This window comes from Streptomyces fructofermentans (genome assembly GCF_014651055.1).
In the GTDB taxonomy this organism is placed as follows: Bacteria; Actinomycetota; Actinomycetes; order Streptomycetales; family Streptomycetaceae; genus Streptomyces; species Streptomyces fructofermentans.
Genome location: NZ_BMWD01000022.1, coordinates 72838 through 94547, shown reverse-complemented (window position 1 = coordinate 94547; position 21710 = coordinate 72838). Strand labels below are relative to the sequence as shown.

Here is a 21710-nt window from a genome sequence, read left to right as displayed (position 1 = left end):
CGTGGGACGGGGGCCGTCGTCGGGTGGAGCCGGCACGGACTCACCCGGCGAGGAGCCCCGATCCCGTGGCGCGGCAAGGGCGGTGAAACCATGCCGTACGGAGACGGCGGGCGACCGCCCTAGGCATCGGAACCCCGGGCGGGACGCCCGGCTGGGTTCCGAGGGGCCGGAAGCCGCTCAGACGGTGCCGGAGTCCGAGATGACGATCTTCTCGGCCGTGGAGCCGGAGCGGCTGCCGAAGCCCTCGATGGCCTTGACGACGTCCATGCCCGCGACGACCTCGCCGAAGACGACGTGCTTGCCGTCGAGCCAGTCGGTGACGATCGTCGTGATGAAGAACTGCGAACCGTTGGTGTTCGGGCCCGCGTTGGCCATGGAGAGCAGGCCCGGCTTGGTGTGCTTGAGCTGGAAGTTCTCGTCGGCGAACTTCTCGCCGTAGATGCTCTTGCCGCCCGTGCCGTTCTGGTTGGTGAAGTCGCCGCCCTGGAGCATGAAGTCCGGGATGACGCGGTGGAACGGCGAGCCCTTGTAGCCGTAACCGTGCTCACCGGTCGCCAGCTCGCGGAAGTTCTGCGCGGTCTTCGGGACGACGTCGTCGTACAGCTTGAACTCGATACGACCGAGCGGCTTGCCGTTCGCGGTCACCTCGAAGAATACGTTCTGGCTCATTTGCTCCGCTCCTCTGAATTCGAATGGTTGCACCCGATCATAGGAGCAATCCGTGCAGGGCTCCGGCACTGGCAGCGCACACCGCCGCACCTGTGTCGGTCGACCTGCTGCGCATATCATAGATGATCTTACCGGGGCGAAATATCGCGAGGTCGACGCCGGGCGGACCGTGGAACGGTCGTGACGAGGCTTGGCGGTCGCGCCCGGGTGGCGCCGGGCACCACAGAAGGGGTGACGCGGCGACCGTGCTCCGCCGGCCGGCCGTGGGGCCGGCCGGGAAGGCCTCGCCCTCCTGGCTCCCTGGGCGCCCGTCCTGCCCGGGGGAGGCCGCACGCTGTTGAGCGCCGAGCCCGGCACTCGTGCGATCTCGGTCCCGTCAGCACGAGGAGCTGCACTCCGGTGTCCCCGGTTCTGAGCGCGCGAGGGCGGGTTCCGGGCCGGATCGGGCCGGTGGCGACATGCGGCAGCGGGTCACCAACCGGCCCGAGCAAATCCGATGGCCCCGACAGCCTTTCGACGACAAGACTGCACCGGTGAACACCCCGCCACCGCCGACCGACCCACCCCTGCCGGTACGGGACCCGCGCGTCCGCGACCTCGCTCTCGACCCTGCGGACATGCACGCCCTGGTAGCCGGCCTGGTTCTGCCGGGCGAGGCTTCGATGTACGTCATGAGCGCGATGGAAACCTCCCGCGAGCTCATCCGGCACTCCTACTTCCGGTACGAGTTCGCCACCGTCGCCGTCACGCATTCCCTGTTCGCCCTGGAGCACGTCCTCGCCGAGCGGCTGGCCACGAACGAGCCACTCCACGACCTGATCGAGCGTGCCGCCGAAGCAGGGCTCATCACGGCCGGACTCGCCGCCGAACTCGACCTCAGCCGACTGCTCCGCGACAAGCTCACACAGGGCACCGCGTCAAGTGCCGCTCTCCGCCCGGTCCAGGCCGTCGCCATGGTGCGTGCCGTCTTCGACGCCGTCTCCCTGCTCCTTCGCCCACCCTCCGCGGCAGAGACGACATCCCTCGGCGTGGGCGGCGCACAGCCCGAGGGCGAACTCGCCCGGCTGTGGGAGGACCACCTGAGCGCACTGTTCCCCGACGGCTTCCGCGGCGTGGACTTCGACGGCGTGGACCTGGTCCTCCTGGACGCGGACGTCGCCGGCCTCGTACGGAGGGAGCTGAACGACGGGCTCGACGACAGCGGCATCGCCCGCCTCTGGGGCTGCATCGCAGACCTCGACAGGATCGTGCCCCGGATCAACGAGGAGTACTGCGCCTCCTACTTCACGAAACTTCGGACGATGGCCCAGATCGCGGCAGCGCCCCACACTCCCACCGCGACCTGACCACCGGGTGAAAGCCATCCGGTGGAGAGGCGTTCGGAGGGGGAGGATCTGTCGGACCGTGTCGACCACCTGCGCTCGCGTGGGCAGGGGTACGACGACAGTTGTCGGTAGCATGCCTCGGCCGGAGTCGGCCGCGACCGGCGTCGGCCAGGCTCACGGTGATGATCCGCTCCGTCCCCGGAACGTTCAGGATCTCGTCGGTGAGGGCCAGGACGAGCTCCGAAGTCGTGGGGCCCCGTCGTCCGGGGTGTCCGGGCTCGCGAAGTGGAACGGTACGGAGAGGCGGGCGGCCAGATCGCGGCCGACTCTGTCCGCGGCCGTCGCCGACGGGTGGCGCGCGTCGGCAGCGTCGTCTCCGAGGAACCGTACTGCCGCGCCCCAGGGGATCGTTGCCAACCGGTGGTCGCCCGCAGGGTCTTCGGTGACGGCGAGCAGGTCCACGAACCAGTCGTGCACCGTGTCGCCGTCCCAGACGGCCTCGATGGCCACGACGCGGCCGGGGCATTCCGCTGCGCGGGCGGCCAAGGAGTCCGGGTCGAGAGGGCGGTCGGGCGCGCGGGTGATGCCGCCGCTGTGGTGCACGTACCGTCCGTGGACGACGAGTTGGGCTTCGTGGACCCCCAGCCCGTGGATGCGGCCGGCTTCGAGGGCGAGGTGGATCGCCTGGAGTCGGGCGTCCCTGCGGACCAGGTCGTCGATCTCCTTGCGTACCTCGGCCGGCAGCAGTTCCCACCACACCGACACGTGTGTCTCGGTCATCGCGACGCGGCCCTTCCTCTTTGGTTCTCCCAAGTCGCGTACGGTAACGGACCGCGTTGACCGTACGCAGGGTGGCTTCCGCGCGGGCGGCGATCCGGAGCCGGTCGGGACGCCCACGCGCCTGCTCCTCGGCCCACCGCGCGGCCGACCACCGCGTTTACCTCTCGGGCGGGGCCCCGGACGCCGTCAGGAGACGTCCGCCGGGATGTCCGCGGAGACGTGCGGCGGGGGAGCGGGGCAGGCGGCGGCCTGAGTCTGTCGGTAGCGGGCGATGAGTCGGGTGAGGGACGGATTGAATCCCTCGGCCTCCTGGAGGGCCTCGTCGGGCAGCGGGTCGTCGGGGGCGTAGCCGAGGGCCGGGCGGCCGGAGAGGTGGGAACAGAGGGCTTCCAGGTGATCCAGGAGCGAGGCGCGGCGGGCCTGCTCGGGAGTCAGGTCGCGAAGCCACGCGTACCGCTCACCGGCCGAATCGGGGCGGGGCGGCAGAGACCGGCGGATGGTGTCGGCCCGCGCCGCGAGCGTGTTCCACACCGGCAGCCGCAGCGCCGCGACCAGGTTGTTCGTCTCGGCTTCCACAGCGGTCGTCATGTTCACCACGGTTGCAGGTGGCACTGACAACGGCCGTGCCCGAGGGCGTGAGGTCGTTCGTTCGGGTGGGCGCGTGGGGCGGATGGGCCAGCAGACGCCGATGCCGGCCTGCGCCCGCGTACGCCGATCCATCAGGGCGGATGCCCACGACGGACGCGCACTCCGGCCACGTACTTCGCTCCGTACGACGTACGACGTACGACGAACGACGAACGGCGTGCGATCGCGCTCGCGCCCGTGGCCGTGGCCCCCCGGCCTTCCCGTTCCCGGGCTCGAGCTGCGGGCCCGGGAACGGACCACCTCCGTTCCCGGCGACGCGGCTGCCGGACCCGCCGCCCTGCCGTGCGTCAGCGGCTGGTGCCGAGGGCGCCCAGGCGGGCGGCAGCGGGCGGACGGCGGGCTGTCCGGCGGATCCCGCTCGTCCCGCCCGGGGCGGAACCGGCCCCGACCGGCGGAGATCAGGCCGCCTATGGAGCCCTTGGTCAGCCTCCCGGTGAGCCCCCGGTCAGGCCGCCGGTTCGGCCGCCGGTTCCACCGTCGGGCGAGGGACGGCCTCGGTCCGGGGCCGGAGGATCCCCGCCGCGCCCGCGGCGATCACGCAGAACACCACGGGGAGCAGGAAGGCGAGGTTGAGGGGCATGACATGGGTCAGCGGTCCGATGACGGCGGGCCCGGCGAGCATGCCGATGTAGCCGATGCCGGCGACGCGGGAGACGTTGGCGCCCGCGGCCTCGTGGTCGGTGTGGCCCGCCGCGCTGAAGAGCTGGGGGACACAGCCGGACAGCCCCGCTCCGAACACCGTCCAGCCGACCAGGGCGAGCGGAATCCAGGGGGAGAGGGCGGCCGCGGCCAGACCGATCGCGGCGACGGAGGCCCCGTAGCGGAGGATGGCCACCGGGCCGAAGCGGGCGGACAGGCGGTCGGCCAGCAGACGGCCCACGGTCATGGCGGTGGCGAAGGCCCCGTACGCGAGTGCGGCGGTCGCGGCGGGCGCGTCCAGTACGCGGCTCAGGTGCAGCGTGCTCCAGTCGTTCGCGACGCCTTCGCTGAGCATGACCATGAACGCGAGGACCGCCAGCAGCCAGATGTGGCGGGGAGTGCGGCGGCGGGTCCTCACCGCAGGGCCGGGTGTCTCCGCGGCGACCGCGCGCTCGGGGCGGAGCAGCGCCGGTGCGGCCAGGGCGGAGGCCGCGAGGCCGACGACCGCTGTCGCGCCGAGGGTGGCGGCGGGGGTCCAGCCCCAGCTCAGGGTGCCCGCGCCGATCAGCGCGGCGAGGACGCCGCCGATCGAGAACGTGGCGTGGAAGGCGGACATGACGGGGCGCGCGTAGGCGCGTTCCACCTGGACGGCATGGGCGTTCATGCTGACGTCCAGGCAGCCGTTGGCGAGGCCGAGCGCCAGCAGCGCGGCGCCGAGCGTCCACGCGTTCGTCGCGAGGCCGGGCAGCACCACGGCCGCGCTGCACACTGCCGCGCTGGCCGGTACGACGGTGCGGGCGCCGAAGCGGTCGGTGAGGGGGCCGACGGCCTGCATTCCCGTGAAGGCTCCCGCCCCGAGGAGCAGCAGGAGCCAGCCGAGCGTGGCGTGGCCGATTCCCACACGGTGCTCGATGTCGGGGATGTGGACGATCCACATGCCCAGCAGGAAGCCGTTGAGGGTGAAGTACGCGAAGGTGGCCAGCCGTCCGGCTCGCAGGTGTCTTTCCACGTTCCGAACGTATCGAACAAAATCCATTTGCGAAAGGTTGTGTTTCGCACAGCTTGGTTGTTCAATTGGTTCATGGCGAGCACCGAGCGATTGAGACGGATCACCGAGGCTGTGCGGGAGGCGGGCCGGGTCGGCGTCGCGGAACTCGCCGAACTCACCGGGGCCTCGGAGATGACCGTCCGCCGCGACCTGGAGACCCTGGCGGCGCAGGGCGTGCTGGAGCGCTACCGCGGCGGAGCGAGGAGCCTGCTGCTGCGTGGCGAGGAGCCCCCGTTCGCCCTGCGCTCGCAGGAGGCGTCGGAGGCCAAGCGCCGCATCGCCGCCGAGGTGGCGGAGCTGATCTCCGACGGCGAGTCCGTCGTTCTCGACAGCGGGACCACCTGCCTGGAGGTGGCCCGCGCGCTGGAACACCGCCGGATCACCGTGATGCCGCTGTCCCTGCACGCGGTGAACGCACTGGTGGGTGCCCCGCACCTGACCCTGCTCGTCCCGGGCGGCCGGCCCCGGCCGGGTGAGCAGGCCCTGACCGGCCCCCTCACCGAGGCGTCGCTTGCGGCGTTGCGCTTCGACACCGCCGTTATCGGGTGCTGCGGTCTGGACGCGGCGAACGGACTGACGGCCTACGACCTCGAGGACGCCGCGGCCAAGCGAGCCGCGATGGCCTCCGCCCGCCGTGTCATCGCCGTGGCGGAGGGCGCGAAACTGACCCGTACCGCGTTGGCCTTCGTGGCACCCGTCTCGGCGCTGCATGCCGTGGTCACCGACGGGTCCGCTCCCGAGGACCAGACCGACCGGCTGACGGCCGCGGGCGTGACCGTACGGAAGATGTGACGCCGATGACCGGCACCACCGTGCTCTTCGACCTCTTCGGCGTCATCGCGCGCCACCAGTCGCCCGAGGGCAAGGACCGCCTCGTGCGGACGGCGGGCGTGCCGGCGGCTGCCTTCTGGCCCGCCTACTGGGCGCAGCGTCCCCCGTACGACCGCGGGGACGTGGGCGGGGCGGACTACTGGCACCGCGTCGCCGACGCGCTCGGCACGCGCTTCGACGAACACCGCGTCACCCGGCTCGTCGAGGCAGACATCGACAGTTGGAGCGGCACCGACGACGCCATGGTCGCCCTTGTCGAGCAACTGGCCGTGCGGGGCGGGCGGATCGGGCTGCTCTCGAACATCCCCGAGGAGCTGGCCGTCCACTACGAGGCCCGCCACGACTGGCTCGGGCTCTTCGCCGTACGGGCCTTCTCCTGCCGCATCGGCCGGGCCAAACCCGAGCCGGACGCGTACCGGTGGTGTCTGGAGGCCCTGCGCGAGGAACACGCCGACCGCGTGCTCTTCGTCGACGACCGCCCGGAGAACGTCCGCGCCGCCGAGGCCCTCGGCATGCGCGGTCACCTGTTCACCGGCTCGGAGGGGCTGAGGGCGCGACTCGCCGGATGACGTCTGCGGCTCCGTTCGCGTGACTCGCCCACGGCGTCCGGCAGTCCGGCCCTCAGCCGTGGGTGGTGTCGATGACGCAGAAGCGGTTGCCGTCGGGGTCGGACAGGACGACGAAGTCGGGGTCGTCCGGGTACAGGTCCCAGTCGACGTGCCGTGCGCCCAGGGAGACCAGCCGTTCGATCTCCGCGGCCTGCTCCTCGGCGTCCTCCGTGTACAGGTCCAGATGCACCCGGGGGTGCTCCTGGGCCGGTGTGGAGCTGACACCGAGGGCGAGTTGGGGTCCCTGTCCGTCCTCCGGGACCAGGACGATCCAGTCGTCGGGGTCCTTCTCGGGCCCGGCCGCGTCCTCACGCGGTACGTACCGCAGGGCCCGTGTCCAGAACGCGGCGGCCCGCGGCACGTCCGAGACACCCAGTACGACGGATCCGATCCTCAGCATGGGTCCATTCTCGTGGACCGGTCCGTGCCGCGGCTCGGGGGCCCCGGAGCAACCGGTCGGGCCCCTGGTCGGGCGGCCGGGCGGGCGGTCAGCTCCCGGCGGTCGAGGGCGGTCGAGGGCGGCCGTCAGCCCGCGGTCGCCGCCTGGGTGCTGTGGTAGGCCTTGCGCAGCGTCTCGTGGACGGTCCAGGTCGTTCGGTCCCCTTCACGCAGGACGCAGGCGTCGCCGGGCCCCAACCGGAGGGTGGAGCCGCCCTCGATCTCGACGGTCGCGCTTCCGCTGACGACCACGAAGAACTCGTCGACCTCGGTGTCGGTGACGACGCCCGGCGTGATCTGCCAGATCCCCCGGGTCTGGGTGCCGTCGGGGGAGGTCCACAGCACCCTGCCCGACACCTCGGGCCGGCCCTCGACGATCTGCTCCGGGAGCAGCGGGTCGGGAAGGAGGTCCGCGTCGGGCACGCGTACGGCGAAACTCGCGAAGTCGTTCATGGCAGCGACGGTAGTCCGTGGGCGCCCGCTGTTGCAGGCCCAAGGTGTCGTGCGGCGCCCTCCGGGGCCGGACACTCTGTCGACCGTACGCGGCGGAGGACGTGCCGGGTGCCCCGGTGACCCGGTGACCCGGTGACCCGGTGACCCGGTGACCCGGTGGCCGGGTGATCGAGGGCGGGCGGCCGACGGGGGTGGCGACCCCGGCCCGGCGAGGGAGGCCGGCGAACGGCGGGACCGGCCTGCCTGGGGCGCTTCAGTGCCTGAACGCGTCCACGGGCTCGATGCGGGCGGCGCGCAGGGCCGGATAGGCGCCGGCGGCGAGGCCGGTGACCGTGCCGATCAGCGGAGCGAGCAGGGGAATCGCGCTGGGCAGGACGGGCGTCCAGTGCTGCACGAGGGCGACCGCGGTGACGGTGGTGACACCGGCGGCGGTGCCGATCAGGCCGCCCACGGTTCCGGTCAGCGCGCTCTCCGCGAGGAACTGCGCCGTCACATGGCGGCGCCTGGCTCCGAGCGCGCCCGCGCAGTCCGATCTCCGAGGTGCGCTCCAGCACCGCGATGAGCGTGGTGTTGGCGATCCCGACGGTGCCGATGGCCAGACTCACCCCGGCGAGCAGCAGGAAGAGGCTGTTCAGATCGGTGGCGATGTCGTTCCTGAGGGTGTGAGGGCGTGGCGGGGCGGTCGCCCTGAGGACGTCGGGCCGGTCGGGGCGCAGGGCGAGCGGAAGTTGGGCGGCCACGTCGTCGGCGGCGCCGAGTTCGGTGTCGACGATCATCCGCGCCGGTTCGTCCCGCTTGCCCGGAGGCCCCCACAAGTGCAGCGCGGTGCCGGAGGGGACGATGACGGAGGCGAGCACCTCGGACTTCCGCTCGACGTCGTCGACGATGCCGATGACGGTGAGCGGTGTGCCGCCGACGAAGACGACGGGCTGTCCGTCGAGCCCGCTGATGCCCAGACGGCGCGCGGCACCCGAGCCCAGGACGGCGACGGGCTCGGCCCTGTCCTCCAGAGCGGCGTCGTAGAGCCGTCCGGCCCGCACGTCGGCGCGCAGGGCGGGCAGCGTCCCGGCGGACGCGGCGATGACGGGCAGTTGCTGCGAGGGTGCCCCGGGCAGCGGGACTCCGGTGATGTCGCCGACGCGTTCGGCGGAGAGCGCCGAATACGTTCCCGCGCTGCGTACGCCGTTGACGCGGGCCGCGCGGGCGTCGGCGTCGCGGGGGAAGAGGGAACCGGTGGACGTGAGGTCCTCCGGACGGGCGTCACCCGGCTGACTGACCGTCACCTCGGTGGCCGTCAGCGCGTTGAAGCGCTCCGAGATCTGCCCGGTGGCGCTTGCCGTCATACCCAGGACGGCCACGACGGTACCGACGCCGAGCACCACTCCCAGCATGGTGAGCGCGGTGCGGACGGGGCGCCTGTCGGCGGGCTTCGGACCGCTGGTCACGGCTGTCGGGGTGCCGAATCGGTGGGCAGCACCCCGGGAGTCGTCCGACCGGTGACAGCGGGGCCCGAGGCGCCGTGAACCCGGCGGGCGGTGACGGCGGAATTCGGGTGCCGACCGGCGGCGGTCCGGGCAGGATGCCGTGCGTGAACCATGTCCCGAGCGAGACCGGCGACCGTGCTCCGAGAGAGGGCGAGGACGGGCTCGTGGAGCACGTCCTGAGCGGGCTCGCCGCCAACCCGGCGCTCCCGCCCGAACTGGTCGACGTGCTGATCGCGAAGGCGGACGCGGATCTCGGCGACGTTCTCGCCGAGCGCACCGACCTCAGCCGCGCCCAGGCGCTCGCGCTTGTCGCCCGCGGCGAGGAGCACGCCGTGCGGCTGGTTCGCTCGGGACTGCTGACGGCGGCGGACGTCGATCCCGCGACCCGGCCCGACCTCGCGCTCGCGCTGCTGGACACCGGGAACGGCAGACCGGACTGGGCGCGTACGCTCGCGGCCGATCCGGACGTCGGCCGACGGGAGAGGCTGGCCGGGTGTCCCGGCCTGCCGCCCGATGTCGTGGACGCACTGGCCGAGGACCCCGACGTACGGGTCGTCGTGGAGCTGGCGCTGTGGACCACGGCGGACGTGGCCGCGAGGCTCGCGCGGCATCCGCACGCGGAGGTCCGCCGCGCGGTGGCCGTCAACGAGGCGACGCCTCCGGCCGTCCTGGCCGCGCTCGTCACCGGTGAGGGGCTGCCTCCCGCGAGCGCCTGCCTCGTGTGCGACCGCGAGCCGACGCCGTTCGTGCACGATCTGTCGTGCCCCCGGCCCGACTGCGACCTCCCGGCGGACGCGTCCTGCGACGGCTCGCACGCGTCCACCGTGCACGCCCTGCGACTGGCGGTACTCGGCCATCCGGCCACGCCCGTCCGGGCCGTCGTCGGCTTCGCCGACCATCCGTGCGTGCTGCTGCGCGAGCGGCTCGCCACGCGCTCCGACCTGCCCCCGGAGGTGTACCGGCGGCTCGCCGTCGACTCCACACCGCGGTTGCGGGCCGAGCTGGCCGGAAACCCCGCCGTCGGCGAGGACCTGGTGCGCGAGTTGGCCTCCGACGAACACCCCGACGTGCGGCGCGCACTCGTCCGGAACCCGCGCATTCCGCTCGACCTGCTCACCCGGTCGGCCGCCTTCCGCGGCACCGACCCGCTGCCGCGGATCGAGTCCGCGTCCCTGGAGGAGATCGAGACACTGGCCCGGTCCGCCGACCCGGCCGTACGCATGCTCGCGGCCCGCAGGCGGCATCTTCCGGACGGCATCCGCGACGCGCTGGCGGCCGACCCGGACGCCAAGGTGGCAAGTCTCGTCGCTGCTCACCCGGGCCTGTCCCAGGCGCAGTTGCGCGAGATGGTGCGCAGGTGGGGGGTGCAGGTCATCGCCCGGATCGCGGTGAACCCCGACGCCTCGTCCGAGCTGCTGGAGGAACTGGCCCGTCACGAGCCGCCGGCCCTGCGAGCCCTGCGGGAGATCGCCCGGCACCCCCGGGCGCCCGCTTCCGCGCTGCTCGCCTGCATGGCGGACACCCGCGCGAGGAGGACGGCGGCGGGCCGTCCGTCGTTGCCGCCCGCGGTCGTCGCGGAACTGCTGGACGACACGGACTGGCAGGTGGTGACGGCGGCCGCGGCCAACCCGTCACTCCCGCCGGCTGCGATGGCGGCCGCGGCGCACCTGCGGTAGCGCGGCGCACCGTCATCTCGTCCGGACGGGAGGGGAGTTGTCCGGGTCGGTGAGTCCGGGGTCGGCCAGGCCGAGCGGGGGCGTACGGAGTCGGCCGTGTCCGGCCGGTCCCATGCGTACAGCCGGTGTGGGGTGTGGGTCGTGAGGCGTCCCAAGTGGTTGCGCCGGAGCGGAGTTCCCTGCTCGCGCGATCGATCGGCGAGGGGCAGGTCCCGGAGGCGCGCGGGTCACGCCTTGTCGCGGCCCGCGGCGACCCGCCCCATCGTCAGGGCCATCCGGCGCACCCGGCGCCAGTCCATCGGCGGGGCCACGTGCGGTACTCCGGGCCGGTCGCGCGGCACGCGCACCCGCAGTGCGCCGGGTTCGAGACGGCAGCGGACGGGGGTGTGCAGCATGAGCGACTCGCCGTCGACACCCGCCGGGATCACGGGCGCGTCCGCGTCGACGACGACCTCACGGGCGGTGGCGGTGGTCAGCCCGCGCCCCTGACTGCCGCGCAGCAGCAGCTCCGTGGCCTCCGCGGCGTTGCCCACACCGATGCCCAGCACGCCCAGCCTGCCGGAGTCCAGACGCTCCCGGCGTCCCAGCCCCGCCGAGTCGCCCCTCTCGTACGGGTTGTTGCTCACCAGGACGGCCTGGGGATCGTCCAGAGTCAGCGAACCCGCGCGGACGATCAGCCGGGCACCGCTGTGCCGAGTCAGCAGATCGGGCAGCATCTCCAGGATCGTTCGGGCCTTGTCGTCGCGATAGGCGGGGCTCCGCACCACGGCCGCGTACACCCCGAACGAGGCGTTGTTGACGAAGACGCGCCCCGGTTCCGCCCGCTCCGGCCCTCCCGTGTCGATGCGGCCGAGGTCGACACGCAGTTCGACGCCGTCGGTCAGGGCCTCCAGGCACGCCGAGGGGTCCTGGCGGTCCAGGCCCAGGTCCATGGCGAAGTGGTTGCGGGTGCCCGCGCTGATCACCACGAACGGGAGCCCGTGTTCCGCGGCCACCCCGGCGACCAGGGCCTGCGTGCCGTCGCCGCCCGCCACGCCGAGCAGATCGGCTCCGTCCCGGACGGCGCGGCGGGCCAGCTCGGCCACGTCCTGCGGATGGTCCGGGTCCAGCACGGCCACCTCGGCGCCCAGTGCCCTCGCCTTCTCCACCAGGCCGAACTTCTCCACCTTCCCGCCGCCCGAACGCGGGTTCATGATCAGGAACGGCCGCTCGGGAGGGCGTACCGAGCGCTCCGGCATGCCCTGCTCGGTGTCCTCCACCAGGGCAGCCCTGCCGGCGGACACGGCCAGTGCCCACAGGACGAGGGAGAGCAGGACGACCCACAGCAGCCCGGCGACCGCGTACAGCACCAGCACGGCCAGGGGAGCGGCGACCACGAGAGCCATGGCCAGCGCTCTCCTCCAGCCGGTGTGCGTGAGCATCCACCAGGCCCCGGCCGCGGCGAGTACCACACCGGCCAGTCCGACCGCGACGAGCAGGATGCTGTTCAGCCCGGCGAAGACCACCAGCACCGCCAACGCCGCGGTGCCCGTCAGCAGGGCCAGACGCGCGGTCCAGTGCCTTTCCATGGACAACCTCCCACCGCGTGGTCCACGGCCGGCGAAAGTCCCGACGCCGTACACCGGGTGGGCCGACTCGTCATGGGCACAGACAGCCGAGGGGGACTTCGCTTCAGGCTACGAGCGCTCACCCCGCACGGCATGTCCACCGGGCACGTCCGCCCGGCGCCTGAACCTTGGGTGCGCCTCGGGCCGCGTGTCCACCCGGCTCCTCAACCCTGGGGTGCGGCAACCCGCACGTACGTCCACCCGCCGGTTTCCACCCACGCGGCCTCCGGAGGCCGCGTGGCATCCGTGGAGCCGACCGCTCGGCGGCGGCTCGAATGGCAGGGTCCGGCGGGCACTGGGACCATGGCCCCGGAGGCAAGCCATGACGCCTGATCCGGCGGAGTCCCCCTCGGAGGGGCCGCCACCGAGCGAGGACCGGAGCCGCGGTGACCGGCCCGGCGACGACACGGGCGCGGACGCGTCGCACGGTGGCCCTGGCGAAGCCTCCCCACCTGCCGAGCGCGCCGAGTCTCCCCAAGCCGCCGAACCCGCCGGGGCACCCGAGTCGGAGGCGTCCCCGGCGCCCGCTGCCTCCACGGCAGCCGCACCACCGCCGGGAGCCACACCATCCACGGCAACCACACGGAGCGCCGAGTCCCCCGCGCCTCCCGTCTCCGGGTGGCGGCGGTTCTTCCGGCTCACGCTGCCCGGCTGCTGGGGCGCGCTGATCCTGGCCTGCCTGTCCTTCACCCCGTCCCTGCTTCCCCGGGGCGGCGTACTCCAGGGCCTGATCTGCGGGATCAGCGCGGCCATCGGGTACGGGCTCGGAGTCGTACTGGCGTTCATCTGGCGGGCCTTCGCCGACCGGGGGCCGCGGCGGGCGGCGCGCACCTCCTGGTACGTGCTGCTCGTGTGCGCGGTCCTGCTCTTCGGGCTCTTCTTCGCGCTGGGGCAGTACTGGCAGCACGAGATCAGGCAGTTGATGGGGGTCACGGACTTCAACGTCCACACCGCCGTCGCCTGCCCGTTCGTAGCCGCACTTGTCTTCTGGCTCCTGCTGTTCGCCGGGCGGGGCATCCGCGGTGTGTACCGCTGGGTCGCACGGCTCCTCGGCCGCTGGATCGGCGAGCGCGCCGCGACGGCCGTCGGTTGGCTCCTGGTGGCGGGCCTGGTCTGGTCGGCGTTCACCGGGTTGCTGCTGAACGGTCTCGTCACCGCCGCCAACGAGTCGTTCTCGGTGCGCGACACGCAGACCCCGGAGGGTGTGCACCAGCCGGAGACGAGCCTGCGCTCGGGGGGACCGGACTCGCTCGTGCCGTGGAACTCGCTCGGCAGGGAGGGGCGTGCCTTCATCGGGAGCGGCCCCACGGAGCGGGACATCGGCGCGTTCACCCACCGGCCGGCGCAGGAGCCGATCAGGGCGTACGCGGGGCTGGTGACGTCGGACGACACGGAGACGCGGGCGGCCCGGGCCGTCGCCGACCTGAAGCGGGCGGGCGGGTTCGAACGCGAGAACCTGCTCGTGACGACGACCACGGGCAGCGGCTGGGTCGATCCGGCCGCCGTGGACACCTTCGAGTACCTGAGCGACGGGGACTCGGCCACCGTGGCGATCCAGTACTCGTACCTGCCGTCGTGGCTGTCCTACCTCGTCGACCAGTCCAAGGCGCGTGCCGCCGGCCGTGAACTCTTCGACGCGGTGTACGACACGTGGTCCAAACTGCCCCAGGACCAGCGCCCGCGGCTGTTCGTCGCGGGGGAGAGCCTGGGGTCGTTCGGCGGGGAGGCGGCGTTCAGCGGGGAGTACGACCTGCGCAACCGCACCGCCGGCGCCCTCTTCGCCGGGCCGCCCAACTTCAACACCCTCTTCCGTGAGTTCAGCGACCACCGTGAGGCGGGGAGTCCCGAGATCGAGCCCGTCTACAAGGAGGGGCGTACGGTCCGGTTCACCGACGACCCGGCCACGGGCATGCCGCCGAAGGACCGGCCGTGGGACGGGACGCGGGTGCTCTATCTGATGCACCCGTCCGATCCCATCGTCTGGTGGAGCCCGAGCCTGGCCCTGTCCGAGCCTGACTGGATCGGACAGGCGCCCGGCGGCGACGTCCTGGAGGAGATGGTGTGGCTGCCCTTCGTGACGTTCTGGCAGATCACCGCCGACCTGCCGTTCTCCACGGGCGTACCGGACGGGCACGGACACAAGTACAAGGCGGCCTACGTCGAGGGCTGGAACGCCGTGATGCGTCCCACCGGGTTCACGACCCAGGACCTGGACCGGCTGGAGGACATCATCTGGCCGGGACGGTGAACGTGCCCGTGCCGAGGGACCGGACGACGACGGGCCGCGCGCGGAGCGGGCCCGTGCCGTGCGGCCGGAGGACGACGGGCCGCGCACCTGGACGGGCGCTGCGTCACGACAGCGGACGATCGTGGAGCCCGTCGGGTGTCGAGCCCGACCTACCGGTCACCGGTCAGCGCAGCAGGTGGCCGAAGAGGTAGCCGAGCGCGTTGACCGCCCAGTGCAGGCCCATCGGGGCCAGCAGACTGCCGCTTCGGCGGCGCAGTTCGCAGAACAGGACGCCCGCGGCGCCGGTGAACAGGACCGCTCCCAGGACCGCCAGTGAGGCACCGAGCGCGGACTCCCCGAACACCGAGGTGAGGGCGGGCTTCGCCGTCGAGAGGTGCAGTGAGGGCAGTACGTGCCAGGTGCCGAACAGCAGGCTCGAAACGGCCGTCGCCCACACGGCCCCCCGGGCGCGGCGCACCAGGCCGTAGAGCACGCCGCGGAACGCGATCTCCTCCAGCAGGACCGTGCCGACGGGGACCAGGACGAAGGCGCGCAGGAGGAGATCGCCGCCGGTGAGTTCCTCGTACCGCTGGTCCTCGAAGAGTGTGCGGGTGGCCGGCAGGAGTGCTCCGGCCAGGTAGACGACGGCGACCAGGCCGATCAGGGTCAGCGCCCAGCGGGCACCGCGGGCCCAGGTGCCGGGCCCCAGGCCCGCGTCCTGCCATGTGCCGCCCGCCCAGCGCAGCACGCCGAGCAGCAGCGCGCTGACACCGACGGCGATCACCAGGCCGGGGAGGTCGCCCGAGCGGTGGACGGCCAGGTTGGTGGCTGCCAGGACGGCGACCGTGAGTCCCACGGCCGTCCAGGTGCCGATCGGCCCCGGGCGCCATCCGTGCGGGGGCGGCTCCGGGGCCTCTGCGGTGCTGATGTCGTCAGGCCTCGAACACCTCGCGCAGTTTGGCCTCCTGCTCACTGCTCAGGTTGGAGCGGATCAGCTGGGCGTGACCGGCGGGCAGCGCGTCCTTCACCCGGTCCACGACGGCGTCCTGGGTCAGCAGGAACAGCGCCGAGGTGCCGGGGGTGACCTCGGCCTTCACGGACTCGACGAACTCGTCGTCGATGCCCACGTCGGCGAGGCTCCCGCCGAGGGCCCCGGCCGCCGCGCCGATCGCGGCGCCGAGCAGCGGCACGAAGAAGATCAGGCCGAAGAGCATGCCCCAGAAGGCGCCGGAGAGCGCGCCCACGCCGGTCAGGTTGCGCAGTTCCTTGGTCTTCGGCTTCCTGGCGCCTTCGGGCCAGCTGACGACCTGCGCGTCGATGATCTTCACCAGCTCCTGCTTCTGGAGCTTGAGCAGGGTGTCCTCCGTCGCCCCCGCGCTCTCGGGGGTGTCGAACTTCCAGACGGTGAGGGTGGCCACGGTGTTCCTCCGGTTCTCGGGGCGCGGGCGGTGCTTCGCACGCAGGGGGAGCGACGCACCCGCGGGTGCGTCGGTGGTGGGTGCCCGCGCCGGCTGCTCGACGGCGCGGAGGGGTTCCGCGTACAGGTGGGGTCCGGGACCGCTTGTCGGACCCGGGTCCGGGAACCCAGGGGCGTCGGGCGGGGTCAGGACTTGCTGCGGCTCTCGGCCTCCGCGCGGGCGATCGCCTCGGCCTCCGTCTCGGCCAGCTCGATGGCGATGCCGAACGCCTCGGCCATGTGGCCCGCCGCGGACATCACGCGGGCCGTGCCCACGACCGGGGCGACCGCCACCAGCACGTCCTGCAGTTGCTCGACGGTGAGTTCGGCCTTGATCGCGGGGCCGACATGGGCCAGGTACGAGACGGCCGGGGCGTCCATCGCCACGAGCGCGGCGATACGGGTGAGGATCAGCGTTCTGTCGTCCAGGCCGCACCGCTCGATCGAGTCGACGGTCATGGCGGCGATGGTGTCGAGAACAGGGGTGTCGGACGCGGTTGCCATCTCCGGTGTGCCTCTCTGCCGTACGGAGCCGAGCCGACACCCGCCTGAAACGGTGCAATGCGGTACTTGTCGGCACTTCCCTAAGAGATTAGGTGCCGCTCCCGAGGGGCGCGCGTCGATCTTTGCGGGCTGTTGCCGAGGAGCGAACGGGCGCTGAGTGGCGCTCGGTCCCGGCCGTCTCCCGCCGTTTCGGTCCCGGCCCCCCTCGCCGCCCGGTTCCGCCGTTCCGCCGTCACAGGCTCACAGGGGCGCAGCGTCGCGCCGTTCCGCCGGAGCGGGCGGGTCTGGCGGCCGGGGGCAGCCAGGGCGTGCTCCACAAGGCGGCACGCGCGGCGGACGCAATAGTCCACACGCGGCACGTCATTGTCCACACCCGTCGCCCTAGTCTCACAGCGAGCCGACCGCGCGGCCCCGGCGCACCACCCCGCACAGGTACGTCACTTCTCCAAAACCCCACGGACGGAGATCCACATGCGCAGGACGAGCGCACGGTTCACCCTGGCCGGAACCGCGGCGGCGAGTGCCGTCGCACTGGCTGTCATCGGAGCCACCACGGCGAGCGGTTCCACCGCCGCTCAGTCGGAGCCGGCCGTCGCCGCCGCTGCCGCGCCCATCGGCTTCGGGGCCGGTACGACCGGCGGCGCCGGCGGCAGCACGGTGACCGTCACCAACGCCGCAGCCTTCAAGACCGCGGTGCAGAGCAGCTCGGCCCAGATCGTCCGGGTCAACGGCACCATCGCGCTGACGTCGATGACGAAGGTCGCCTCGAACAAGACCATCGTCGGCGTCGGTACCGCGGGCAGGATCACCGGCAGCGGACTCAACGTCGCCAGCGTGAACAACGTGATCATCCAGAACCTCACGTTCTCCGGGTCCAACGACGACGCCATCAACGTCCAGTACTCGACGAAGGTCTGGATCGACCACAACGACATCTCCGGCGCCAACGACGGGGCCGTCGACATCAAGCGCGCGTCCACGAACATCACGGTGTCCTGGAACCGCACCCACGACCAGGACAAGAACATGCTGCTCGGCCACTCCGACAGCAACTCCAGCGAGGACAGCGGCAAGTTGAAGGTGACCTACGACCACAACTGGTTCGACGGCACCAACCAGCGCAACCCGCGCGTCCGCTTCGGCAACCCGGTCCACGTGCTGAACAACTACTTCAGCGACATCGGCTCCTACGGTGTGGCGTCCACCGAGAACGCGGGCGTCCTGGTGGAGGGGAACTACTTCGAGAACACGGAGGACACCTACCACCTCGGTGAGGGCGACTCCGACGCGGGCTCGCTCGTGGCGAGGAACAACCACCTGGTGAACTCCAGCGCCGGACAGACCGGTGGGTCCGTGGCGTCGATCCCGTACAGCTACACCGCGCAGTCGGCGTCCGGCGTCAAGGCGACCGTGACCGCCGGCGCGGGCGTCGGCAAGATCTGAGCCGCGGCCGGAACAGGGGCAGGGCCGGTGACCGACGTGTCACCGGTCTTGCCCTGCCGTACAGCCTCCCCTACCATGCCCTGGGCCTCGTCGGCACCGCTGCTCCCGGGGCACCCCACGGGTGGCCGAGCGAGGGGGCGCCGATGGACCCGGCTCCGTGCACGGAGGGCGGCGGGCCGCGCGGGCGGGCCCGCCCGCTGACCCTCGGCCTGCTCACCGCGAACATCCACCTCGGCGTCGGGGCCACACTGTGGTCCGGTGCCCGCGCCGCGGCCGAGCGCAACGACGTCAACCTGATCTGCTTTCCCGGCGGGAACCTCCGGCACGGCGACGTGGCCCGCAGCGAGCTGTACGAACTCGCAGGGCCCGCCCGCCTGGACGGCGTCGTCTGCTGGAGTTCCACCCTGGGGCTCCCCGCGAACGGGCCCAGGGCCCGGCGGCTGCTGCGCAGGCTCGCCCACCTTCCCCTGATCAGCCTCAACCAGCCGCTAGGCGACCAGACCGACGTGCTGTCGATCGACTCCCACGCGGGCATGCGCAAACTCGTCGGGCACCTCGTCGTCCAGCACGGCCGCAGGAGGCCGGCCTGCATCCACGGCCCGCTCGCCAACCCGGTCTCGGAGGAGCGCTACCGGGCCTGCGTCGACGCGCTGCGCCACCACGGCATCCGGCACGAACACGTGGGCGCCGCGGTCGACTTCGCCGCACCCGCGGGCGCCTCGGCGATGCGGGTGCTGCTGGAGGCGCGCGGACTGACGCCGGGTGTCGACTTCGACGTGGTGCTCGCCTGCAGCGACGTCCTCGCCGCCGGAGCGCTGCGGTACCTCACCGAACGCGGTATCCGGGTCCCGGAGGACGTCGCGGTCGTCGGCTTCAACGACTCGCCCGAGGCCCGCCTGGGCGACCCGCCCCTCACCTCCGTGGCGCTGCCCTTCGAGGAACTCGGCGCGCTGGCCGTGGACACCCTCGTCGCCCGGCTGTGCGGCACACGGCCGCCGGACCGCACCACCATCCCCGCCACGCTGGTGCCGAGGCGCTCCTGCGGATGCCACCGTCCGACGTCCCACAGTCGCTCGCCCGAGGCTCCGGACACCGCACGCCGGCCCGGGGGATGGGACGCCGTCGACGGCCTCGTGCCGTCGGGAGGTGCCCTGCTCGCCGCCGCCTTCCACGCCGAACTCTCACGCCTGGACGGCGAGTCCGGCCCACCCGGCGCCGCACGAAGCCCTTTCGGCGGCGGACGGAGCCCTCTCGGACGTGGACCGGCTCCCCCCGGCGGCGGGTCGGGTTCCGACACCGGCCGGCCGGGCGACGTCTCCGGAGGTACGGCGGACGACGGCCTCCGGGCGGGCGGCTTCGTCCCCCTCGTGGAGCGACTGCTGCACAGCGGCGCCGGGACGCAGGCCGAAGTCGACCGCTGGCACCAGGCGTTGGAGGACGCGCGCCGCGGGGTCGTCGACACGCTGCCGCACCCGCGGCGCCGGGCGGGCGAGGTGCTGTTCGGGCAGGCCCGGCTCGTCGTGGCGGAGCGGTCACGCGCACTCCTGGAGTACGAACGCTGGTCGCAGACGCAACGAGCGCGCCGATTACGCGAGTTCGGGACCGCACTGACCACGGTGGTGGACCTGGAAGGGCTGTCGGACGTACTGGAACGCCATCTGGGCCAGTCAGGAGTTCCGCACTGCCGGATCGTCCTCTACGACCGGAACGGCGACGCGTCCGCCCCGGCCGCCCTGGGCACGGCCCGCCCCCTGCTCGCCCGCGCGGAGGCGGGACGCGAACCGGGCGCGACGGGACCGCTCGGTAGCCCCGCGTTCTCCCCGGCCCTGCTGCTCCCCGACTCCCTGCTCCCGCGGGGCAACCGCTTCACGCTCGTACTCGAACCCCTGCACATCGGCGAGGAGCACCTGGGCGTGGCCGTCTTCGAGGCGGCCTCGACCGGGGCCGCGTACCACGACGGAGCGCTGTACCGGGAACTCGGCGACCAGATCAGCGCCGCGCTGAAGGGCATCGGGCTCTTCGACGAGGTGCGGCGCGCACGGGACGCCGCCGAGCAGGCCAGCCGGTTCCAGACCCGTCTGCTGACGCACGTCACCGACGAACTGCGGGCTCCGGTGGAGGCCATGCTGCACCGGGCGGGCGACCCGGGGGCGGCCCTCGCGGAGGTCCGGCGTGACGCCGTGCGCGTGCTGCACCTCATGGAGAACCTCCTCGACCTCGCGCGCTCCGAGGCGGGTGAACTCCTGCTGACCAGAAGGCTCGTGGACCCGCTGCCCGCACTCGCGCGGGCGTGCGTCACGTCGGCGGGCGGCCTGCCCGCCGGCCCCGGGTGGCGTCTCGACCTGCCCGCGCGCCTGCCCTCGGTGTGGGTGGACGAGACCAGGTACCGGCAGATCCTCCACAACGTGCTGACCGCGGCGGCGGCCCGCGCGGCGGACACCTCTCCGCGCGTCGCCGCAGCCCTCGGCCCGGGCGGCGTACGGATCACCGTCGTCGTCCCTGACGCCCGCGTCTCGTTCCCCCGGCCCGGGCAGCTCCTGGACGTCGGGGTGACCACGGCACGGCGGCTGGCCATGATGCACGGGGGAGCCCTGACCGTCTCCGAGACGTCCGGCACGGCCGAGTACGTCCTGGAACTCCCACTGCCCTCTCCCGACGGGCAGGCGCACCTGGCCGACGCCGGCGACGCCCCCCTGCTCGTCGTCACGCCCGGGGAACTCGGCGCGGACGTACGGGAGCACGCGGCACGCCACGGCCTGGAGGTGCTGCGGCCCGACGCCGCGTACGACCCCATGCCGTCGATCGTCCGCCGTACTCCGGGCGCCGTCGTCTGGGACGCGCTGCCCGACCGGCCGCAGGAGTGGCGCGCGGTGCAGCGGCTGCACGACCATCCGGCGCTGTGCCACACGCCGTTCGTCCTGTTCGGCGCCGACGGAACCGATCTGCCGCAGGCCCTGCGCGCACTGAGGCCCGACGGGTTCGCCGAGCCCGTGATCGTCGCGGGCGGCTCCCGGGAGTCGCGGGAGTCACTGCGGCGGCTGGCGGAGGCGGCGCTGCCCGACCATCCCGCGCGCGCCTGCGCCGACGCGACGGCACTGCTGGCGCTGGTCGCGGAGGAGACACCGCGGCTCGTGGTGCTGGAGCGGGCCCTGCCCGACCTGCAGGCGCTGGACGTGGTCGACCGGCTGCACGACGGCACGGGCCGCGCACTGTGCCCCGTCGTCATCGCCGACCACGAGGGGATGACGGCCGCCGACGCGCGGCGCGGCCGTCAGCATCCGGCGCTGCTGATGCTGGACATGGACGTGTTCGCGCCCCACGAGGCCGCCGTACTCGTACGCGAACTGGCGGGCCACGACACCCGGTTGCCGCCGCGTACCCGCGACGTCCTGGACGAGGCAATGGTCTTCCTGTACGACCACTGGCGACGGTCGATCTCCCGCTGGCAGGTGGCGCAGGCCGCGGGCGTCAGCCCGGACCATCTCGGCAAGCTCTTCCAGCAGCGGTACGGCCTGACGGTGTGGGAGTACCTGACACGCCTTCGGATCCGGCGCGCGGCCGAACGCCTGAGGTCGAGCGACGACAGTGTGCAGAGTGTCGCGCGTGCCGTCGGCTTCCGCGACCGCGCGTACTTCAGCCGGGTGTTCCGCCGGGTGACCGGTGCCGCCCCGCACCACTACCGCGAGGAGACCGCCGTGGGGGAGGTCCCGAGGGACGCGTCCACGGACCCGGCCGGCCGCTGAGCGGCCGACCCGCCGCCGACCGCCGTCGATACGCGGCCGACCTGCCGATCCGGCCCGGAAGCACCGGACACTCCGACCCGTGAGTGCCGCCGGGCCACCGGACCGGAGAGCCGGGATGCTGCGGGATTGTG

19 protein-coding genes and 1 pseudogene are annotated in these 21710 nt (G+C 72.9%); 8 read left to right on the top strand and 12 right to left on the bottom strand.

All coding sequences use genetic code 11. The features are described 5' to 3' along the window. Window positions 1-177: 177 nt before the first annotated feature. Window positions 178-669: a peptidylprolyl isomerase gene (locus IE265_RS26900; RefSeq protein ID WP_190038279.1), complete on the bottom strand. Its 492-nt coding sequence runs from the start codon at window positions 667-669 to the stop codon at window positions 178-180. 671 nt (window positions 670-1340) lie between these two features. Here IE265_RS26900 and IE265_RS26895 point away from each other — a divergent pair. Further along, window positions 1341-2015: a hypothetical protein gene (locus IE265_RS26895; protein ID WP_229916569.1), complete on the top strand. Its 675-nt coding sequence runs from the start codon at window positions 1341-1343 to the stop codon at window positions 2013-2015. Between the two features lie 186 nt (window positions 2016-2201). Here the strand turns inward: IE265_RS26895 and IE265_RS26890 are convergent, their stop codons facing one another. The 3 genes from IE265_RS26890 to IE265_RS26880 all read right to left on the bottom strand — a co-directional run bounded on the left by IE265_RS26890 (window position 2202) and on the right by IE265_RS26880 (window position 5070). Then, window positions 2202-2774, bottom strand: a complete 573-nt coding sequence (locus IE265_RS26890; RefSeq protein WP_190038277.1) for a hypothetical protein — start codon at window positions 2772-2774, stop codon at window positions 2202-2204. A 186-nt stretch (window positions 2775-2960) separates the two neighbouring features. After that, entirely contained in the window at window positions 2961-3362 is a 402-nt protein-coding gene (locus IE265_RS26885; RefSeq protein ID WP_190038276.1) for a hypothetical protein, read from the bottom strand. A 505-nt stretch (window positions 3363-3867) separates the two neighbouring features. Beyond that, window positions 3868-5070 (bottom strand): MFS transporter, encoded by a 1203-nt coding sequence (locus tag IE265_RS26880; RefSeq protein ID WP_229916567.1) that lies wholly within the window; start codon window positions 5068-5070, stop codon window positions 3868-3870. A 72-nt stretch (window positions 5071-5142) separates the two neighbouring features. On the opposite strand from IE265_RS26880, the gene IE265_RS26875 reads away from it, so the two are divergent. Both IE265_RS26875 and IE265_RS26870 read left to right on the top strand, forming a co-directional pair. Continuing rightward, window positions 5143-5901: a DeoR/GlpR family DNA-binding transcription regulator gene (locus IE265_RS26875; protein ID WP_190038274.1), complete on the top strand. Its 759-nt coding sequence runs from the start codon at window positions 5143-5145 to the stop codon at window positions 5899-5901. Between the two features lie 5 nt (window positions 5902-5906). Beyond that, window positions 5907-6509: an HAD-IA family hydrolase gene (locus IE265_RS26870; protein ID WP_190038273.1), complete on the top strand. Its 603-nt coding sequence runs from the start codon at window positions 5907-5909 to the stop codon at window positions 6507-6509. 52 nt (window positions 6510-6561) lie between these two features. Here the strand turns inward: IE265_RS26870 and IE265_RS26865 are convergent, their stop codons facing one another. From IE265_RS26865 to IE265_RS38600, 3 genes are all read right to left on the bottom strand, one after another. Then, window positions 6562-6948 carry a VOC family protein gene (locus IE265_RS26865; RefSeq protein ID WP_190038272.1) on the bottom strand — a complete coding sequence of 129 codons (387 nt, stop codon included), beginning with the start codon at window positions 6946-6948 and terminating at the stop codon, window positions 6562-6564. A gap of 125 nt (window positions 6949-7073) precedes the next feature. Beyond that, window positions 7074-7439, bottom strand: coding sequence for a cupin domain-containing protein (locus IE265_RS26860; protein WP_190038271.1), 366 nt, complete (start codon window positions 7437-7439; stop codon window positions 7074-7076). 253 nt (window positions 7440-7692) lie between these two features. Further along, window positions 7693-7932, bottom strand: coding sequence for an ABC transporter permease (locus IE265_RS38600; RefSeq protein ID WP_229916566.1), 240 nt, complete (start codon window positions 7930-7932; stop codon window positions 7693-7695). Between the two features lie 47 nt (window positions 7933-7979). Here IE265_RS38600 and IE265_RS39000 point away from each other — a divergent pair, with 47 nt between their 5' ends. Further along, entirely contained in the window at window positions 7980-8105 is a 126-nt protein-coding gene (locus tag IE265_RS39000) for a hypothetical protein (protein WP_268255844.1), read from the top strand. Between the two features lie 140 nt (window positions 8106-8245). Here the strand turns inward: IE265_RS39000 and IE265_RS39365 are convergent. Continuing rightward, a pseudogene (locus tag IE265_RS39365) lies at window positions 8246-8782 on the bottom strand (ABC transporter permease); the annotation flags it as partial. Between the two features lie 305 nt (window positions 8783-9087). Here IE265_RS39365 and IE265_RS26850 point away from each other — a divergent pair. Further along, window positions 9088-10599 carry a hypothetical protein gene (locus tag IE265_RS26850; RefSeq protein WP_190038337.1) on the top strand — a complete coding sequence of 504 codons (1512 nt, stop codon included), beginning with the start codon at window positions 9088-9090 and terminating at the stop codon, window positions 10597-10599. Window positions 10600-10826: 227 nt separating this feature from the next. Here the strand turns inward: IE265_RS26850 and IE265_RS26845 are convergent, their stop codons facing one another. After that, on the bottom strand, window positions 10827-12167 hold the full coding sequence (locus tag IE265_RS26845; RefSeq protein WP_190038270.1) for a diacylglycerol/lipid kinase family protein: 1341 nt from the start codon (window positions 12165-12167) through the stop codon (window positions 10827-10829). A gap of 361 nt (window positions 12168-12528) precedes the next feature. On the opposite strand from IE265_RS26845, the gene IE265_RS26840 reads away from it, so the two are divergent. Next, on the top strand, window positions 12529-14454 hold the full coding sequence (locus IE265_RS26840) for an alpha/beta hydrolase (RefSeq protein WP_229916562.1): 1926 nt from the start codon (window positions 12529-12531) through the stop codon (window positions 14452-14454). Between the two features lie 163 nt (window positions 14455-14617). On the opposite strand, the gene IE265_RS26835 is transcribed toward IE265_RS26840, so the two are convergent. The 3 genes from IE265_RS26835 to IE265_RS26825 form a co-directional block, all read right to left on the bottom strand. Further along, a complete protein-coding gene (locus tag IE265_RS26835) occupies window positions 14618-15289 on the bottom strand; it encodes a CPBP family intramembrane glutamic endopeptidase (RefSeq protein WP_190038269.1) in 672 nt (223 codons plus the stop codon). 76 nt (window positions 15290-15365) lie between these two features. Continuing rightward, complete coding sequence (locus tag IE265_RS26830) at window positions 15366-15851, bottom strand: DUF1269 domain-containing protein (protein ID WP_190038268.1); 486 nt, start codon at window positions 15849-15851, stop codon at window positions 15366-15368. A gap of 185 nt (window positions 15852-16036) precedes the next feature. Continuing rightward, window positions 16037-16393 carry a carboxymuconolactone decarboxylase family protein gene (locus tag IE265_RS26825; protein WP_190038267.1) on the bottom strand — a complete coding sequence of 119 codons (357 nt, stop codon included), beginning with the start codon at window positions 16391-16393 and terminating at the stop codon, window positions 16037-16039. A 471-nt stretch (window positions 16394-16864) separates the two neighbouring features. Between IE265_RS26825 and IE265_RS26820 the strand changes: the two genes are divergently transcribed. Beyond that, on the top strand, window positions 16865-17836 hold the full coding sequence (locus tag IE265_RS26820) for a pectate lyase family protein (protein ID WP_190038266.1): 972 nt from the start codon (window positions 16865-16867) through the stop codon (window positions 17834-17836). A 143-nt stretch (window positions 17837-17979) separates the two neighbouring features. After that, entirely contained in the window at window positions 17980-21579 is a 3600-nt protein-coding gene (locus IE265_RS26815; RefSeq protein ID WP_190038265.1) for a substrate-binding domain-containing protein, read from the top strand. Window positions 21580-21710 lie beyond the last annotated feature (131 nt).